The organism is Streptomyces sp. P9(2023), assembly GCF_032436795.1.
GTDB lineage: Bacteria > Actinomycetota > Actinomycetes > Streptomycetales > Streptomycetaceae > Streptomyces.
Genome location: NZ_JAUPWM010000004.1, coordinates 363420 through 380383 on the forward strand (window position 1 = coordinate 363420; position 16964 = coordinate 380383).

Below are 16964 nucleotides of genomic sequence, written 5' to 3' on the forward strand. Positions count from 1 at the left end.
TCCTTCCAGCATCGCCCACGCAGGTGACCAAGCGGGCGAAATCTTGCCCCTTGCGCTGGTCTCCGACGTACTGGGTCACAGAAGACACGGGCCCGTGGTGCTGTGGGCGGCATACGGCGAACGGCTGTTGAGTTGTGTGGTGCAGCACCCGTGGAGGTGCACGTGGGCCGTATGCGGGGGCCTGACGGAAGCAAGACTCTGCCGGACGGCGACACCGCAAGGCAATTCTGTGTTGCGTGTGAAAGCTCACACCTCGCAAGTCACGGAAGATTTGGCCGATTTACCGGACAGCACGACGCCGCCCGGCTAAGCTCCTGCGCTCGGCCGGGCGGCGCCAACTCCCGTACCCGTACGGGATGGTTCGACTCGGATCAATCAGGTCAAATCTGGCCATCCTCCAGCATTTCGGTCACCAGCGCGGCGATCTGCGAACGCTCCGAACGCGTCAGCGTGACGTGCGCGAAGAGCGGATGCCCCTTCAGCTTCTCGACGACGGCGACCACTCCGTCGTACCGGCCGACCCGCAGGTTGTCCCGCTGGGCCACGTCATGGGTCAGTACGACACGGGAGTTCGCCCCGATCCGGGACAGAACGGTCAGCAGGACGTTCCGCTCCAGGGACTGTGCCTCGTCCACGATGACGAACGCGTCGTGGAGGGAGCGGCCCCGGATGTGCGTGAGCGGCAGGACCTCCAGCATGCCCCGGCCGAGCACCTCCTCGATGACCTCGCGGCCCGCCACGGCCGACAGCGTGTCGAAGACCGCCTGAGCCCACGGGCTCATCTTCTCGGCCTCGCTGCCCGGCAGATAGCCGAGCTCCTGCCCGCCGACCGCGTACAGAGGACGGAACACCATCACCTTCTGGTGCTGCCGGCGCTCCAGGACCGCCTCCAGGCCCGCGCAGAGCGCCAGCGCCGACTTGCCCGTACCGGCCCGGCCGCCCATCGAGATGATGCCGACGTCCGGGTCGAGGAGCAGATCGAGCGCGATCCGCTGCTCGGCGCTGCGGCCACGGATGCCGAACGCCTCCCGGTCGCCGCGCACAAGACGGACGTTGCCCTCCGCCGTGATCCGGCCGAGCGCCTTGCCCCGCTCGGACTGCAGGACCAGACCCGTGTGCACCGGAAGCTCGGCGGCCTCCGGCACGTACAGCGTCTCCTGGTCGTAGAGGATGTCCACCTGGTCGGCGGAGAGCGCCAGTTCGGACATTCCGGTCCAACCGGAGTCCGTGATGGCGAGTTCCGCGCGGTACTCCTCGGCGAGGAGCCCGACCGAGGACGCCTTGATGCGCAGCGGCAGGTCCTTGGAGACGACCGTGACGTCGTACCCCTCGGCCTGGAGGTTGCGCGCGACCGCGAGGATCCGGGAGTCGTTGTCCCCCAGCCGGTAGCCGGCCGGGAGCACTCCGGGGTCGGAATGGTTCAGCTCGACACGCAGGGTGCCGCCCAGGTCCCCGATGGGGAGCGGCGAGTCCAGGCGCCCGTACCGGACCCGGAAGTCGTCCAGGAGGCGCAGGGCCGCCCGGGCGAAGTAGCCGAGCTCGGGGTGGTGCCGTTTGGCCTCCAACTCGGTGACCACGACGATCGGGAGCACGACCTCGTGCTCGTCGAACCGTGACACGGCGTTGGGGTCGGCCAGCAGGACGCTGGTGTCGAGTACATAGGTGCGCCTGTCGGACAAGCGGCGCTTAGTGCTGGTCACCACGGAAGGACAGACCCCCTTTGACGACCCCTGAGAGGTCGGGGCGCGACGGAAGCGGTGTCGCTGCGGGATGGGACCGGGCTCTGGCCACGATGCGCGGGCCGAGCTCCGGCCCTCCGCTCCGTCCGTACATGTCCTGCACGGTCGTCCTGGTGCAACGGGCCTCCCGGGTGGCGGTCTCCGTGCCGCTCACTCTGGAAGGGGTATTCCCTCGATCGCGCGCCGCCATGCCATGGCATATGACGACGTGTTCGTGAACAGAGTCGAACGTCCGGTGATCGCTCCCGCGGAGTCGGTCTTCCGGGGTGACGGACTCAGGTGCCGTAACGGCGGTGCCGGGCGGCGTAGTCGCGCAGCGCCCGCAGGAAGTCGACCTTACGGAAGGCCGGCCAGTGGACCTCGCAGAAGTAGTACTCCGAGTGCGCGCTCTGCCACAGCATGAAGCCGGAGAGCCGCTGCTCGCCGCTGGTCCGGATCACCAGGTCCGGGTCGGGCTGGCCGCGCGTGTACAGGTGCTCCGAGATGTGTTCGACGTCGACGATCTCGGCGAGCTCCTCGAAGCTCGTCCCCTTCTCCGCGTGCTCCAGGAGCAGCGAGCGGACCGCGTCCGCGATCTCCTGACGGCCGCCGTAACCCACCGCGACGTTCACGAGTATCCCCGTGTTGTCGTGCGTGGACTGCTCGGCCTCCTTCAGCACGGACTGCGTACGAGCCGGCAGCAGGTCGAGCGTGCCCACGTGGTTCACCCGCCAGCGGCCGTCGGCGGCCAGCGCGCGCACCGCGTCCTCGATGATCGCGAGCAGCGGGCGGAGCTGGTCCTCGGGCCGGTTCAGGTTGTCCGTCGAGAGCATCCAGAGCGTCACGACCTCGACGTCGGTCTCGGCGCTCCAGCCGAGCAGCTCCTGGATCTTGTCCGCGCCGGCCTTGTGGCCCTGCTCGGGGGTCCCACCGGAGGCCTTGGCCCAGCGCCGGTTGCCGTCGAGGATGACACCGATGTGCTTGGGCACCTGGGCGTGGTCGAGGCGGCCTTCCACCCGGCGTGCGTAGAGCCCGTACACCAGGTCGCGCAGGTTCACTGTTCTTAACCCCTCCATGCTGCGGGCGGCCCCCGAAGCCGACACATTACTGCGGACGGGTAACAGGCTCCCAGCCCGGGACTGTCACAAGTCCGTGATAAGCAGTGTGGCGTGACTGATTCCCCGATCTACACCGCCTCCGCGGACCGCTACGAGCACATGGAGTACCGCCGCACGGGTCGCAGCGGTCTCAAGCTCCCCGCCGTCTCACTGGGCCTCTGGCACAACTTCGGCGACGACAAGGCGCTCGACACGCAGCGCGCGATCCTGCGCCGCGCCTTCGACCTCGGCGTCACCCACTTCGACCTGGCGAACAACTACGGGCCGCCGCCCGGCTCCGCCGAGCTGAACTTCGGCAAGCTCTTCGCCCAGGACTTCGCGCCGTACCGGGACGAGCTGATCGTCTCCACCAAGGCGGGGTACGAGATGCACCCCGGCCCGTACGGCGAGTGGGGCTCCCGCAAGTACCTGATGTCCTCGCTCGACGCCTCCCTGAAGCGGATGGGCCTCGACTACGTCGACATCTTCTACTCGCACCGCTTCGACCCGCACACCCCGCTGGAGGAGACGATGGGGGCGCTCGCCTCCGCCGTCCAGCAGGGCAAGGCGCTGTACGTCGGCGTCTCCTCGTACAACAGTGAGCAGACGGCCGAGGCCGCGGGGATCCTCAAGGAGATGGGCGTCCCGGCGCTCATCCACCAGCCGTCGTACTCGATGATCAACCGCTGGACCGAGGAGGACGCCCTCCTCGACACGCTGGAGGCGGCCGGCATGGGCTGCATCTCCTTCGTGCCCCTCGCGCAGGGTCTGCTCACGAACAAGTATCTGAAGGGCATCCCGGAGGGTTCGCGGGCGACGCAGGGCAAGTCCCTCGACCCGAACCTGCTCTCCGACGAGGTCCTGCGGCGGCTGCGCGGCCTGGCCGACATCGCCGAGCGGCGCGGCCAGTCGCTGGCGCAGCTGGCGCTGTCGTGGGTGCTGCGCGACGAGCGGATGACCTCGGCGCTGATCGGCGCGTCCAGCGTCGCCCAGCTGGAGGAGAACGTGGCCGCGCTCGCCGGACCTCCGCTGACGGACGAGGAGCTGAAGGAGATCGACTCCTTCGCCGTCGACACCGAGGGCACCAACATCTGGGCCGGCCGGGGCTGAGGCGACGGGTCCCGGAGGCTGAGGCGACGGGCGGGGGCCGGGTTCCGGCGGGGCTGAGGCTCGGGGCTCCGGCGGGGCTGAGGCTCCGGACCGGGCTCCGGCGGGGCTGAGGCTCCGGACCGGGCCTGGGCAAAGAAAAAACGGGCCGGTCCGTGGGGGGGATACGGACCGGCCCGAGGGGGGGTTTCCACCATAACCCTTCATAACCGGTGCTGCTTGCCATGCGGCGCCGACGGTCCGCCCCGGATTCCCCGGAGCCCGGTCGGGACAAGGGCCGTACGGCCCGCCGACGGGTTTACGCCACGGCGTGGCGGCGGGTTCCGTACCTCCCAAGAGGGACCCCCGGGGAGAGGCCCCCGGTTGACGGACCGGCGCCGCCGAACCACAGGTCAGGCAGCCTCCTCGCGCCGGGCTTCCTTGATCGCGAGGATCTCCGTCATGAAGCGGTCGCCCCACACCCCCAGGGGCACCAGCGCGGTGTTCAGCGCCTCGCCGAGCGGGGTCAGGGAGTACTCCACCCGGGGCGGGACCTCCGGATAGACCTCCCGGTGGACGATGCCGTCCGCCTCCAGCTCGCGCAGCTGCTGGATCAGCACCTTCTCGCTGACCCGGACGATCTGCCGCCGCAGCTCGCCGAAACGGGTCGTGCCGTTCGCGTGGAGCGCCCACAGGATGAGCGGTTTCCACTTGCCGCCGACGACATCGACGGCCGCGTCGAGCCCGCAGTCGTACGTCGTCTTCCCCTTGGCCATGACCAACTCCTCGATTCGTCCCGACTGTTCGGTCAAGCCGGACAGGACCTGACCTATTCCTCTCCTACGGTCGGGGCATGACGACCTCCACCCCACCTCAGGTCAGCTGGGCGCGGGCCGACGCCCGCAGGATCCACCGGCAGTTCCTGGACGAGCCCACGGACGCGCCGCCGGCGGCGGTGGCCGCCGCGATGCTCGGCGCCCACGCCCAGGTCCTCTCGGCCGCCGAACTGTCCGTCGCGCTGCGTACGACGGAGGCGACGAGGGCGGACGTACGGGCGGCCCTCTGGGAGGACCGGACGCTGATCAAGACGCACGGCCCGCGCGGCACGGTCCATCTGCTGCCCTCCGCCGACCTGCCGATGTGGACCGGCGCCCTGTCGGCGATCCCCAGCGGGACCAATCCGATGCCGCCGGACGTACGGATGACGGCCGAGCAGACCGACCAGGTCCTGGCGGCGATCGCGGACGCCCTGACGGACGCGGAACTGACCGTGGACGAGCTGACGGAAGCGATCGTGGCGCGCACCGGCCCCTGGGCGGGCGACCGGGTCATGGAGGCGTTCCAGGACAAGTGGCCCCGCTGGCGGCAGATCACCCACCTGGCCGGGCATCGCGGAGTGCTGTGCTTCGGCCGGGACCGGGGCCGGAAAGTCACGTACACCAACCCGGGAGTGCGCCCGGCGGAGGAGACGGCGGCGCTCGCCGAACTCGTGGAGCGGTATCTGTACGCCTACGGCCCGGCGGCCCCGCGCGACTTCGCGAAGTGGCTGGCGGCGCCGGCCGGCTGGGCGACCGGGCTCTTCGCCGGGCTGGCCGAGGCCGGGCGGATCGAGGAGGTGTCCTTCGACGGCACGCCGGGGTGGGTCGCCGCCGGGGACACCGCGTTCCCGGACCAGCGGCCGGCGCGCGGGGTGCGGCTGCTGCCGTACTTCGACGCCTTCACGATCGCCTCGCAGCCCCGCGCGCGGCTCTTCCCGGGGGAGGCGTACGACCGGGCGCTCGCGGGCGGCCAGGCCGGCAACTATCCGGTGCTCCTGATCGACGGCACGGTGGCGGGCGTCTGGCACCAGCGCCGTTCGGGGAAGCGGATCACGGTGACGGTCGAGCCGCTGGAGTCGACGAAGCCGCTGAGCGCGGCCCGGCAGCGGGACCTTGAGGCCCAGGCCGAGCGGGTCGCGACGGTCCTGGAGGGCCGCGCCGAGCTGGTGATCGGGCCGGTGGCGGTGGGGCCGCACGCGTGAGGGGTGGCGGTGGGCGCTACCGGACGCGGCGGAGGAGGGTCACGCCGTCCCGGGCCTCGACCACCTCGTACCCGTGCTTCTCGCGTGCCGCGCGCAGCTCGGCCTCCTGCTGCTCGGCGGGGTAGGGCCACGGGCCGCTCTTCTGGGGCCAGGCCTCGGGCGGTACGGCGTCGTAGACGATCCACTCGGCCGTGGGGGCGGGCAGCGGGCCGGTCTCGCGGCGGTCGAGGCGGGTGTCCACCGGGAACGTCGGGAAGATCACCACCTCGCAGCGCGAAGTGAGCTGCGGGGCGAGCCGGTTGGAGGCGGCGACGGTCGCGCCGTCGGGGATCCGCGCGAGCAGCGCCCGGGCGGCCTCGATGTGGGGCGTGGTCCGCCAGGTGGGGCGCTGGGCGAGCTGGGCCAACGGGAAGGACGGGAGCATGACGGCGGTCACGGCGAGGACGGTGGCGAGGGAGGCGCGGACGTTCCGTACGGACGTCTCCCGCCCGAGGACGTCGATCAGGCCGGCGAAGACGACGGGCATGAGGATCGCGCTGTAGTGGTACGCCGTCCCCCAGTGGAAGGTGTTCTCGGAGACCATCCGCCAGCCGAGCGTGGGTACGGCGATCAGCGCGAGCGGCGAACGCAGCGCGAGCAGCGCGGACGGGGCGAAGACCAGGATCAGGGTCATCGCCTTCACATCGGGGCGCAGGGCGTCGAGCGGGGCGTGGGCGAGGGTGGAGAGCAGCGAGCCGTGGCCGTCGGCGAGGTTGCCGCCGTGGGCGTAGCCGCCGCCGGGGTTGAAGGCGGGCAGCAGAAGCTTGATCTCGACGAGGGAGCCGAGCAGACCGGCGGCGGCGGTCGCGATCCCGAGCCGCCGGGGGCCTTTGACGGCGATGTACCCGCCGACGGCGGCCAGCGTCAGCCCCAGGTCCTCCTTGACGAGCAGGAGCGGTGCGGCCCAGGCGACGGCGGCGCGCCAGCGGTGGCGGCCGAGCGCTTCGAGGGAGAAGGCGAGCAGCGGTACGGCGAGGGCGACCTCGTGGAAGTCGAAGGCGGCGGCGGAGGCGATGCCCCAGCTGAGCCCGTACCCGGCGGCGACGGCGTGCGCGGCGCGGGCGCCGAGCGCGCGCCGCGCCCAGCGGGCCAGGGGGACGACGGCGAGGGCGAGGAGGGCGGACTGGGCGACGAGCAGACAGAGGGGCGAGGGCCAGAGGCGGTAGAGCGGGGCGAGGGCGGCGAGGAGGGGGTGGAAGTGGTCACCGAGGAGGTTGAATCCGGGGCCGCGCAAGGGGACGACGGGGGCGCGGAGTTCGGCGTAGGCGCGGACGGCCTGCTCGAAGATGCCCAGGTCGTAGCCGGTTGTCCGGAGGAGCTGGTGGCGGCGCACGGCGACGGTTGCGTAGAGGAGACAGAGGCCGGCGGCCCACGCCCAGGGGAGGACGGCGGGGCGGCGGTACCAGGGGGTGGGGGCGGGGGCGACCTCGGCCGGGGACTCGACGGGCTCGACGGGCTCGACGGGCTCAGCAGGCTCGACGGGCTCAACAGGCTCTACGGGCAGATTGTCATTGATTGTCCGCATGTGCCGGAATGCTAGGTCGCGAACCTCAGGGGGTGGCGGAGAGCGCGCCGAGAAGCAGCCCGAGCACCGCACCGCCGATCATGAAGGGCCCGAAGGGGATCGCCGACTTCCGGCTGCCGCGCCGGACGAGGACCAGGCCGAGACCGTACAGCGCACCGAAGAGGAAGCCCGCGAACGTACCGGCGAAGAGGACACCCCAGCCGTACCAGCCGAGGGCCGCGCCGAGCGAGAGCGCGAGCTTGACGTCGCCGAAGCCCATGCCGCCGGGCCGGATCAGGAACAGCACGAAGTAGCCGCCGCCCAGGGCGAGTCCGCCGAGCAGCGCGTTCAGCCAGGAACCGGCGTCGTACGGGAGGAGTTCGGCGCCGAGCAGGAGGAGGGGCAGGGCGGCGGCGAGCGGGAGCGTGAGCAGGTCGGGCAGCCGGCGGACGCGGACGTCGACGGTGGCGAGGAGTACGGCGAAGGGTGCCCAGAGCAGCCAGACGGCGAGCTCGGGCCGGGGCCCGGTGGCGGCGGCGAGCGCGGCACAGGCGAGGGCGGTGAGGAGGGTGGGGACGAGGCCGGGCCCGAACAGGTGGGAGTCGTCGGACGTACGGGGATGGTGGCCTGGGCCCGTACAGGAGGGGCAGCCCGGGGTGCCGAGCCAGCCGCGTGCCGGGCCGGCCAGGGCGTGACCGGCCTCGCAGCTGTCGCGCCACGGCTCCTCCGGTTCGACCGACAGCCGGTACGCGGCACGCGGCACGAGCAGCCCGGTGGCGGCGCCCCAGAGCGCGGCGACGGCGATCAGCGTGGCGAACACCCGCCGACCCTACCCAGCCGGGCCGCTACCGTCTCCCCCATGGGGCCTAAGGGGAGACCGGGGAAGTGGCGCGACGGCGGAGGGACCCTGCTCGTAGCGGAGGATCCGATCCCACCGGCTCCGCAGGCCCCACTGGCCCCGCTGGCCCCGCAGACCCCACTGGCCCCGCTGGAGATCGCGGCGTCGTACCGGGCGCGGCGGCGCGGCCTGCTCGGCCGGGACGGAATCGAGGGGGCGATGCTCATCACCCGCACGAACAGCATCCACACCTTCGGGATGCGCTTCGCCATCGACGTGGCCTACCTGGACCGGAACCTCACGGTCCTGGCCGTGGTGACCATGCGGCCGGGACGGCTCGGCATGGTGCGCCCGCGCGGACGGCACGTGCTGGAGACGGAGGCCGGGGCGATGGCGGGCTGGGGGCTGCGGAAGGGCGTACGGGTCACGGTGGTCCCGAGCCAAGCAGCGTGAAGGCGCCGTACGCGCCGGACGCGAGCGCGAGGCCGGTGAGCGTCAGGATCCGGTTGCGCGGGCGGAGCCGTACGAGAGCCACGGCGGCGGGCAGCAGCAGACCGAACGCGGGCATCATCAGGCGCGGCCGGGAGCCGAAGTACGCGGCGCCGATGAGGGAGATCACGACGACCGCGATCGTGTACACGAGGAGCGGCAGCGGCTGCTTCTGCCGTACGCACAGGACCACGAGCCAGCCGAGCAGCGCGAGCGCGGCGACCAGGCCGAGCGCGGCGAGCGGCGGCAGGCCCCAGATGAAGCGGGCGAGGGCGACACCGCCGTCGATGGAGTTGCCCCAGGCGGCCTGGACGTCGAAGTAGGCGGTGGGACTCTCCTCGCGCACGCCGACGTAGACGACATACGCGAGCCAGCCCAGCGGGGCGAGGAGGACACCGGCCGCCATGCGGGCGGGCAGCTTCCGTTCGCGTACGACGGTGACGAGTGCCGTGATCCCGATGGCGGCGATGAGGGCGGCGGCGGTCGGCCGGGTGAGCCCGGCGAGCGCGCACAGCGCGCCGGCCAGGATCCAGCGGCCGCGCAGCACGGCCAGGATCGACCAGGCGGCGAGGGCGGTGAAGAGCGTCTCGGTGTACGCCATCGACTGCACGAACGCGGTCGGGTACACGCCCCAGAGGACGGCGAGCACGACTCCGACGGGCCGTCGGCCGGTGACGTGCCCGCCGACGGCGTAGATGCCCCAGGCGGCGGCGAGCGAGGCGGCCCAGGAGACGAGGAGTCCGGCGGTGGCCGCGTCGACGGGGAGGACGGTGGACAGGCCCCGTTCGAGCGCCGGGAGGAGGGGGAAGAAGGCGAGGTCGGAGTGGATGCTGCCGTCGGGGAGGGTGACCTGGTAGCCGTAACCGTTCTCGGCGATGCGGACGTACCAGACGGAGTCCCAGCGGCCCGACAGCCGGTGCCACCCGTCCTTGCCGGTCACGAGCGCGGCGAGGCCGAGGATGGCGAGGCCGATGACGCGGGTGGCGGCGTAGCCGACGAGGGCCAGGGCGGGAGAAGCACGCACCTCACGGCCATCGGCTGTTTCGCGTATATCAGGCGACTCGGGCGCATCAGGCACATCGGGCGAACGGGACCGGTCTGGGGACATGTGCTCGATTATGTCCGGCGGCGGAGAGGGTTCCGTCATCCGCCGGGGCGGATGCGGCCGAGCCGCGCCGCCATGACCGGGCCGAGCTCCCCGACGATGGCGTACCCGGGCTCGTGCGGGTACGGCAGGTCATTGAGGAACGAGGTGACGATGACCTCGTCGACGCCGAGGTCCCCGCGCGCGCTCTGCTCCTCCAGGAAGTCGAGCGTGCGGCGCCAGTCGGCGGCCGCCGGGTCCTCGCCGAGGAAGGACCGCACGGTGTTCTGGACGACGTCCCAGAAGAACACATGCGGAAGCACCCCGCCCTGGCTGAAGACGTGGGCCTCGAACACGTCCCGGAACTCGGGGATGTGCGTCACGAGGTCGCTGACCAGTCGCACGCTGGGGGATGTCGTCGTCATCGGCAGTCCACTTCGGCGCGGGCCCGGCACCGCGCGGCCGGGCGCCCGTTCGCACCAGGATGGGGCATAAAGGCGCGAGTTATCCACAGGGGATGCGAACCTTTCCCCTTCCGTGGAGAGTTGAGGCATGGCAGGAGAGACGGAGGAGTTGGTGAGGGTCGCCCGGGGCGGGGTGCTCCTCACATCGTGGGCGTACGAAGCGGGGTGGCCGCCGTCCGGCGGCCGGCTCGGGAGACGGCTGCGCGCGGAGGGCTGGCAGCGGATCTGCCGGGGCGCATGGGCGGCCCCCGGCAAGGACGTGGACTGGCGGGTCCGCGCCCGGGCGCGCCCCGGGCCCGTCGCCGGCTGCCGCTCGTGGACCCGGCGTGCGGCTCGCCGGCGGAGACGGTCGCCCGCCTCCACATGCGCGACGCCGGCCTCCACCCGGAGAGCCAGCCCCTCCTACGGTCCCGCTCGGGCCGCACCCTGCGCCCGGACTTCCTCTTCCGGCCGGCGGGCCTGGCGGTCGAGATCGAGGGTTACGCCTTCCACGGCACCCGCCACGCCCACGACCGCGACATCCGCCGCTACAACGACCTCGCGGACTGCCCGGAGGTCCGCCGCGTCCTGCGCTTCACGGCGCGGGAGGTCTTCCACCGCCCGGAGGCCGTGGTCGCCACGGTCCGGGCGGTGCTGGGGCAGTTGGCGGCAGGGGGATAGGCCGTTCCTTCGGATCACCGGTGACCGGTGGGGGTCCGGTCACGGCGGGTGGCCGGGCCGCGCCACGTTCCGGTGGTCGGTCCAGCCACAGGAGGCTCAACCGGACGGCGCGACCGGGGACCACACGCCGAACCACTGCTCGGCGCCGTACTCCTCGAACCGCTCCACCTCGGTGAAGCCCAGCTTGGCGGCGAGGCGCATCGCGCGGTCGTTGGCGGTCTGGGTGCAGAGCACCACCGGCTCGCCGGGAAGCGCGTCGGCGAACCAGTCGAGTACGGCTGCGCACGCCTCGGCGGCGTACCCGCAACCCCACGCCTCTGGCAGGAACATGTAGCCGAGCTCGGCCTCCCTGCGCCCCCGGCCTCCCTGGCCTCCCCGGCCTCCCCGGCCTCCGGACGGACATGCCCCGGACGCTCCGCGTCGCGCCGGTCGAGCGTGATCATGCCGATCATCGCTCCGCCGAGTTCGATCACGAAGAGGCCAGGACGCCGCCCGGGCACCTCTGGCACGGCACGTTCGAGCTCGTCGCGCGGCCGAGGGCCACCGATGTAGGTGCCCACCTCCGGTGAGGCGAACAGCTCGATGAACGCCGCACGGTCCCGGGCCTCGGACTCCCGGAGCACGAGCCGTTCGGTGCGTATCGGGGCAGGTGGCCAGGCGACGGGTCCGAGTTCGGTCATGGCGAGCAACTTATCGCCGGCCCGCCCGCCTAGACCTCGGGAAGGGAAGGATCGGACGTCCAGGGAGATGGTGCGGTGATGGCCCAACGTTCGTGGTCGCGCCAGGCCCCGTCGATATAGAGATAGTCCGGCGACAGACCTTCGTAACGAAAGCCCAGGCGCTGGATCAAGGCCAACGACGCCTTGTTCCCCGGCTGGATGTTCGCCTCCAGCCGGTGGAGCCGCAGGTCGTTGAAGGCGTACTGCATGGCGACGGTGAGCCCTTCGGCCATGTATCCCCGCCCCGCGGACGGAGCGAAAGCCGCATAGCCGAGGGATGCGCCCTGGTAGCGGCCCCGGATGACCGAGTTGATGTTGACCATGCCGGCCGCCTCACCGGTCTCCTGAACGCGGATCACGAAGCCCAGGTTGGTGCCGTCATCGAAGCGGCGCATCCAGCCCTGGAACTCCTCCCCGGTCGCCGGCAGCTGCATCCACGGCGCATGGAGCTCGGCGCTGGCTCGCACGAGTGAGCAGAACTCGTCCTGGTCGGAGTGGGTGAGCGGGCGCAGTTCGACCCGTGACGGAACGTTGGACATGGCCCCATGCTAGGGCGGCTCCTGATCGGAAGATCACAGGAACGCCCAATCCGTCTCGCCGCCTGTTGATCTCGCCGCTCGTGGCACAGGCCGCGCCCGCCGGCCAGCAGTTCTTCCGCTATCTCAGACCGATGGCACAACTGCCCAGTCTCGTGCACGTGGCATTTCCTCATGCCCCGGAGCGACCGACCGACCAGACTTGGCAGGTCCCGGGGCCACGACTCCGAGTGGATCCCGGGCATCCGTGAACCTGCGCTGCGGAGCGAACGTCTCAGGGTGCCAGGACCACGGCCACCGGCCAAGCCCCGGCGCCGCGCACTACGGGGCATCCAAGGCCGCCTTCGAAGCGCTTACCCGCTCGTGGACGGTGGAGCCGGCCGCTGACGGCACATCCGAGTCAACGCCGTTGCTCCCGGGCCGATCGCAAACGACGCCTTGTATGAACCTCAGCCTCGCGCAACAGGGCTTGACGACCGTGGCTGCCCTGGCGAGACGGACGTTGGCCTGTCCTGGCCTCGTCGGCACCTCTCCGCAGCCAAGTGTTTGCAGTGGGAACCGACTTCAGTCGAATGAGCGTCCGCTCCTAGGGAAGAAGGTGCCCGAAGAGTCGTGCCCTGCGTGGAAGGGAAGGCCGCGGTGTGGGTTGGATTGTGATGGCGTTACTGGCAGGTCTCACCCTCCTCGGGTTCGGTACCCATGAGGTCATGGTCCAGCACCGCCTCCGACGCGAAGGGGTCAGAGTCGGGGGCCGGGTGGTCCACCACAACATGAGTCGCAGCGGACATCGCGGTTCCCCTTCCTACTTCGCGGTGGTCGAATTCGTCGATGCAGAGGGCCGGCGGCACGCGTTCCGGTCCAGTTCTTCCGGGGTCGAGGGCCTTCCCGTGGGCGGTCACGTCCCGGTGCGTTACCTTCCCGACGCCCCGACGGCTGCGCGGATCGACCTCAGCAGGAGACGGACCGCTGACATCCTGCTTCCTTTCATGGGCGGCGGCCTGTTCACGTTCTTCGGAATCTGGATGCTCGTCACCGGCCGTTGATCACGCGTAACAGCCATGTGTGAGCGGGCCGTTGGGTGGCACGGCTTCGCCGGTCGGGCAGCTCTTGGTGATCAGATGTGCCCGCTCGCACCGAGATCCGGATGGACCGGGGTCGCCGGGTCGCGCCCCCTACCAAGATCGCGGAAGGGACACCCATGACCATCGACCCGCCCCGCCCGCCTGGGCGGTCGCCGTACGACCCGCCGTGGCGGCCCGCGGGCGACCCGCCGGGGCCGTACACGCCGTTGTGGCGACGGCTGCGTGAGGACGAATGGCCGCCGCTGGGTGAGGTGTTGCGTGGGCGGCGGGAGGAGATTCCCTCCTGGGTGTGGCTGGTGCTGGGCTTCCCGTGTCTGTGGTGGCTGACCGTGCCACTACTGGTCGGCTACCAACTGGCCCGTACGGCCCGCCGTCTGGCGCATCGGATCTTCCCCGTACGCCCGGAGGGGCGCATCGAGGACCCCGAGGTGCTCCGGGTGCAGCGGGTACGGGCCTGGATGGCCCTCTTCATGTCGGGCATGCTGCTGGCCGTGTTCGGAGGCTGGGAGGACGTGGCGGACGCGCAGAGGCGGCTCCTGCAACGGCTGCTGTTCGCCCCCTGGTTGGCGCTGTTGAGCGCGGCGCTGGTGGTGGCGCTCCTCTTCTGGACAGCCGGGCCCAGGGCGCGACGGACCATGCGGACGCAGCTGTGGCCGGCCGGCCGGTCGGCCCTGTGGTACTTCGGTGCCTGGATGCTGGTGCCGCTGTGGTTCATGGCGGCGGTCGAGGGGATGAATCTGTTGTCCAACAGCCCCGGCGGGTCGCCCGGGCTGATGGTCTGGGCGCTCTTGATGTTCGTATGCTGGGCGCCGTTCTGGTGGCTGATCTTCTTCCTCTGCTTCGCCTCCGGTCCGGCGCTGCGCCACGCCTTCAACCTGTCCGCCCTGCACGCGGCGCTGCCCGCAGTGGTCACCTCCCTCCTGGTCTGGGTGTTCGCGTTCCTCGGCCTGTCGGTGGGCGGTCTGCCGCCGGGCCCGGCGCCGCTCGCGGTCTGTGCGTTCCTCGGTGGCCCGGTGTCGGTGACGGCGGTGGCCTGGTGGGAAATCCACCGGCTGCGGCGGCGGCACGGGGTGCGGTGGCGGGGATAGCGCCGCAGAGCTGCGCGTTCCCTCCGGCCGGAGACAGGCCCCACCATTGACTGGCCCCAACCTTCAGCGTGGAAACGCGCATCTGATCCTGCAGCGCGTGGAGGAGGACATGCCGGGCAACTGGTATGTCCAGGTCCTGCTGCGCGACGACAACTCGTACCAACTCGAGTTCCGGGACGGTGTTAGCGGCCGAGCACTATCAGACGCGGACCATCGCCCAAGAGAAGGTCCTGACGGCCATGCTCGGCTGGGCAGTCGGCAAGACGGACTGGAAGGACGGCTTCATGTGGAACACCATCGGCTCGCAGTTCGGGGCCGATGACGCTCAGCATTCGGGCTGACGCGGCGGTGCAGGCAGCTGCCGTACACGCCCTAGGGGGCGGGGACCGGGGCGGAGCTGGAGGTGCGGGGGAAGGAAATCTCGACGCGGCGGTTCTTGGTGCGGCCCTCCTCGGTGGCGTTGGAGGCGATCGGGTAGTCCTCGCTGTAGCCGCGGATGTCGAAGGTCTTCCCCGGTTCGAGCGTCTTGGCCAGCTCCTGCTGTACGGCGTCGGCGCGCTCCTTGGAGAGCTTGAGCCCGTGCTCGTACGTCCCGAGGTCGTCGGTGAACCCGAAGACGCGGACGCGGCTGGAGTTCTGCTTGTTGATCTCCACGGCGATGGCGGCGATACGGGCGGTGGCGGCGGGGCCGAGCTTGGCGCTGTCCTTCCCGAACAGCACCTCGGCCTGCAGCGCGAACGTCACGTCGACGTTGGTGTCCTCCCGCCGCTGCTCCCCGCCTTCCTCCTCGACGACCTGCTTGATGTCGAGAACCTTCGGCGCGGCGAGCGTGGCCCCGTCGGGCAGCATCAGCTCGGGCGAGTTGGCGTCGATCTCGGGGGGCGGGGAGGCGCTGGAGGTGGAGTTGGGGGGATCGTCGGCGAGGACGGGGGTGGCGGGGAGGAGGGTGAGGAGGAGGGAGGCGGCGGCGAGGGCGGCGAGGCGGTGGCGAGTCATGTCGGCGTCCGTCAGGAGAGTTTGATGGTGCCGGGTTCGAAGGTGGGGAGCTGGAAGGTGACTTCGGCGGTTCCGGCGGGGGGTGCGGGGAATTGCATGAATACTTCGGCCGAGTCCCCAGCTCCGAGAATGGCGAGGCCGGTCGTCGTCAAAGGCCGGCCGTCTGTGTCACGGAGTACGTAGTAGCGCTTTTTCGCGATCACATCCAGAAGGGTCGCGCCGCCCAGTGACGTGCCATGCTTCAGCACCTCGGTCTCGTTACCCCTCAAGTCAGGTACTGCTCGCCCCTTGTCGGACGAGTTCTTCAGCCGTCCCTTGACAGTGAGGAAGCCGCCGGCGTCGCGCTGCGCCGAGGTGATCGTCAACTCGAAGCCGCTCTGTCCCTTAAGCAGGGCCAAGGTCTCTTCAGGCGCCTCCGGTTCCTCGGACTGAGGTTGTTTGTCACCCTCAGGGCTCCTGGAAGCCGAAGACGTCGAGGCGGGCTGGCTCTTCGGAGGTTCGTCGTCACTGCCGCAGCCGGCCACGCCGAGGACCAGGCCGGCCGCGGTGACCGCCACGGCCCACCTCCTGAGGACCGTCGGTGCGTACCGAACACTCATGAACGGGATTCCTTCGTTTGTCAGTCAGCCAGTCGAACGGTGAAGAGGTCAGCGGCGCTGGGGAGCTCCGGCTCGTCGGGGTCGATCTCCCAGGGGACACCGTCGCATGTGAGACCGAGAATCGGAGCAGGTTCCGTCGGGGTCGGCTCAGGGTCCGGGGTGGGATCCGGATCGGGCTCGGGTTCGGGCGGTTCGGGCGGTTCGGGTTCCTGGGTAGGTTCGGGAGCCTCGAAGGTGCATCGGGGTTCGAGCACGGCGGTCGCCCTTGCCGTGGCGTGCTGGTTCTCGGTGCCAGGGATGATGGAGTCGCCGACAGCGTCCAGGGTGCGTACCTCGACCCGGAAGCCCTGCTCCCCCATGAGGAGCGAGACACAGCGCTCACCGGAGAGTTCCGCGTCGTTCTTGGCGGCGAAGGAGGCCGCACGACCGCATGCGGCGTACTCGTCGTACGCCCCGCCCGAGAGGAAGTCACCCCACTGCGCCGGGTCGAGAATGACCCCTAGCCAGCCGTCCCGAAGCTGATCGCGCGCGTCCTGGGCAGCAGCCAGCGCAGCCGCATCCGCCGCGGTCTGCGCGCCATTCCGGGTCGCGGCCGCCTGCCCGACGGCGAAGTATGCGAACGCAAGGAAGAGCAGGCCTGCCATCACGGTGATGTAGATGGGGAATGCCTGCCCTGAATCTCTCTGTCTGCCGAGCAGCGCTAGTCCATGAGATCGGCGATCTTGTTCGTGATCGCCGTCTTGATCGAGCTGCCGATATCCGTGCCAGTGATCGCCACCACGATCGCCACAACCACCACGATGATCCCCAGGTACTCGACCGCCGTCTGCCCCCGGTCGTTCGTCCTCGCTCGGGCCCAGGCGTCGAAGTGGAGTTTTGCCTTCGCCGCAGCCTTCAGCATGAGGTCGCTCATGGTCGTCGTCCCCTCCGAGTTCGTACATCCCC

General features: G+C 70.7%; 19 protein-coding genes and 1 pseudogene. 7 read left to right on the forward strand and 13 right to left on the reverse strand.

Features of this window, described 5'->3' with window-relative positions; genetic code table 11:
• Window positions 1-380: 380 nt before the first annotated feature.
• Both Q5762_RS08870 and Q5762_RS08875 read right to left on the reverse strand, forming a co-directional pair.
• Window positions 381-1703, reverse strand: coding sequence for a PhoH family protein (locus Q5762_RS08870; RefSeq protein ID WP_315891440.1), 1323 nt, complete (start codon window positions 1701-1703; stop codon window positions 381-383).
• A 311-nt stretch (window positions 1704-2014) separates the two neighbouring features.
• Window positions 2015-2776, reverse strand: coding sequence for an isoprenyl transferase (locus Q5762_RS08875; RefSeq protein ID WP_315891441.1), 762 nt, complete (start codon window positions 2774-2776; stop codon window positions 2015-2017).
• A 111-nt stretch (window positions 2777-2887) separates the two neighbouring features.
• On the opposite strand from Q5762_RS08875, the gene mgrA reads away from it, so the two are divergent.
• On the forward strand, window positions 2888-3925 hold the full coding sequence (gene mgrA / locus Q5762_RS08880; RefSeq protein ID WP_315891442.1) for an L-glyceraldehyde 3-phosphate reductase: 1038 nt from the start codon (window positions 2888-2890) through the stop codon (window positions 3923-3925).
• A 389-nt stretch (window positions 3926-4314) separates the two neighbouring features.
• On the opposite strand, the gene Q5762_RS08885 is transcribed toward mgrA, so the two are convergent.
• Complete coding sequence (locus Q5762_RS08885) at window positions 4315-4677, reverse strand: helix-turn-helix domain-containing protein (RefSeq protein WP_315891443.1); 363 nt, start codon at window positions 4675-4677, stop codon at window positions 4315-4317.
• Window positions 4678-4754: 77 nt separating this feature from the next.
• Here Q5762_RS08885 and Q5762_RS08890 point away from each other — a divergent pair, with 77 nt between their 5' ends.
• Window positions 4755-5921: a winged helix DNA-binding domain-containing protein gene (locus Q5762_RS08890; RefSeq protein ID WP_315891444.1), complete on the forward strand. Its 1167-nt coding sequence runs from the start codon at window positions 4755-4757 to the stop codon at window positions 5919-5921.
• Between the two features lie 16 nt (window positions 5922-5937).
• Here the strand turns inward: Q5762_RS08890 and Q5762_RS08895 are convergent, their stop codons facing one another.
• Window positions 5938-7485, reverse strand: coding sequence for a DUF2079 domain-containing protein (locus Q5762_RS08895; protein WP_315891445.1), 1548 nt, complete (start codon window positions 7483-7485; stop codon window positions 5938-5940).
• Between the two features lie 25 nt (window positions 7486-7510).
• Window positions 7511-8284 (reverse strand): A24 family peptidase, encoded by a 774-nt coding sequence (locus Q5762_RS08900; protein WP_315891446.1) that lies wholly within the window; start codon window positions 8282-8284, stop codon window positions 7511-7513.
• Window positions 8285-8323: 39 nt separating this feature from the next.
• On the opposite strand from Q5762_RS08900, the gene Q5762_RS08905 reads away from it, so the two are divergent.
• Window positions 8324-8755 (forward strand): DUF192 domain-containing protein, encoded by a 432-nt coding sequence (locus Q5762_RS08905; protein ID WP_315891447.1) that lies wholly within the window; start codon window positions 8324-8326, stop codon window positions 8753-8755.
• Here Q5762_RS08905 and Q5762_RS08910 read toward each other — a convergent pair.
• The gene (locus Q5762_RS08910; RefSeq protein ID WP_315891448.1) at window positions 8727-9899 is read right to left on the reverse strand and encodes a hypothetical protein; all 1173 of its coding nucleotides are present in this window, start codon (window positions 9897-9899) and stop codon (window positions 8727-8729) included. The genes Q5762_RS08905 and Q5762_RS08910 overlap by 29 nt on opposite strands.
• A 35-nt stretch (window positions 9900-9934) precedes the next feature.
• The gene (locus Q5762_RS08915; protein WP_315891449.1) at window positions 9935-10300 is read right to left on the reverse strand and encodes a hypothetical protein; all 366 of its coding nucleotides are present in this window, start codon (window positions 10298-10300) and stop codon (window positions 9935-9937) included.
• A 354-nt stretch (window positions 10301-10654) separates the two neighbouring features.
• On the opposite strand from Q5762_RS08915, the gene Q5762_RS08920 reads away from it, so the two are divergent.
• Window positions 10655-10999, forward strand: coding sequence for a hypothetical protein (locus tag Q5762_RS08920; RefSeq protein WP_315891450.1), 345 nt, complete (start codon window positions 10655-10657; stop codon window positions 10997-10999).
• Window positions 11000-11095: 96 nt separating this feature from the next.
• On the opposite strand, the pseudogene Q5762_RS08925 reads toward Q5762_RS08920, so the two are convergent.
• Window positions 11096-11679 (reverse strand): annotated as a pseudogene (locus Q5762_RS08925) (GNAT family N-acetyltransferase).
• A gap of 29 nt (window positions 11680-11708) precedes the next feature.
• A complete protein-coding gene (locus tag Q5762_RS08930) occupies window positions 11709-12257 on the reverse strand; it encodes a GNAT family N-acetyltransferase (RefSeq protein ID WP_315891451.1) in 549 nt (182 codons plus the stop codon).
• A 653-nt stretch (window positions 12258-12910) separates the two neighbouring features.
• Between Q5762_RS08930 and Q5762_RS08935 the strand changes: the two genes are divergently transcribed.
• From Q5762_RS08935 to Q5762_RS08945, 3 genes are all read left to right on the forward strand, one after another.
• A complete protein-coding gene (locus tag Q5762_RS08935; protein WP_315891518.1) occupies window positions 12911-13297 on the forward strand; it encodes a DUF3592 domain-containing protein in 387 nt (128 codons plus the stop codon).
• 155 nt (window positions 13298-13452) lie between these two features.
• Window positions 13453-14424, forward strand: coding sequence for a hypothetical protein (locus Q5762_RS08940; protein WP_315891452.1), 972 nt, complete (start codon window positions 13453-13455; stop codon window positions 14422-14424).
• A 179-nt stretch (window positions 14425-14603) separates the two neighbouring features.
• A complete protein-coding gene (locus tag Q5762_RS08945) occupies window positions 14604-14765 on the forward strand; it encodes a hypothetical protein (RefSeq protein WP_315891453.1) in 162 nt (53 codons plus the stop codon).
• Between the two features lie 31 nt (window positions 14766-14796).
• On the opposite strand, the gene Q5762_RS08950 is transcribed toward Q5762_RS08945, so the two are convergent.
• The 4 genes from Q5762_RS08950 to Q5762_RS08965 are packed head-to-tail and all read right to left on the reverse strand — an operon-like array spanning window position 14797 to window position 16932.
• Window positions 14797-15420 (reverse strand): OmpA family protein, encoded by a 624-nt coding sequence (locus tag Q5762_RS08950; protein ID WP_315891454.1) that lies wholly within the window; start codon window positions 15418-15420, stop codon window positions 14797-14799.
• Between the two features lie 11 nt (window positions 15421-15431).
• On the reverse strand, window positions 15432-16019 hold the full coding sequence (locus Q5762_RS08955; RefSeq protein WP_315891455.1) for a hypothetical protein: 588 nt from the start codon (window positions 16017-16019) through the stop codon (window positions 15432-15434).
• Window positions 16020-16039: 20 nt separating this feature from the next.
• Window positions 16040-16717, reverse strand: a complete 678-nt coding sequence (locus tag Q5762_RS08960; protein ID WP_315891519.1) for a pilus assembly protein TadG-related protein — start codon at window positions 16715-16717, stop codon at window positions 16040-16042.
• 2 nt (window positions 16718-16719) lie between these two features.
• A complete protein-coding gene (locus Q5762_RS08965) occupies window positions 16720-16932 on the reverse strand; it encodes a Flp family type IVb pilin (RefSeq protein WP_315891520.1) in 213 nt (70 codons plus the stop codon).
• Window positions 16933-16964: the final 32 nt, after the last annotated feature.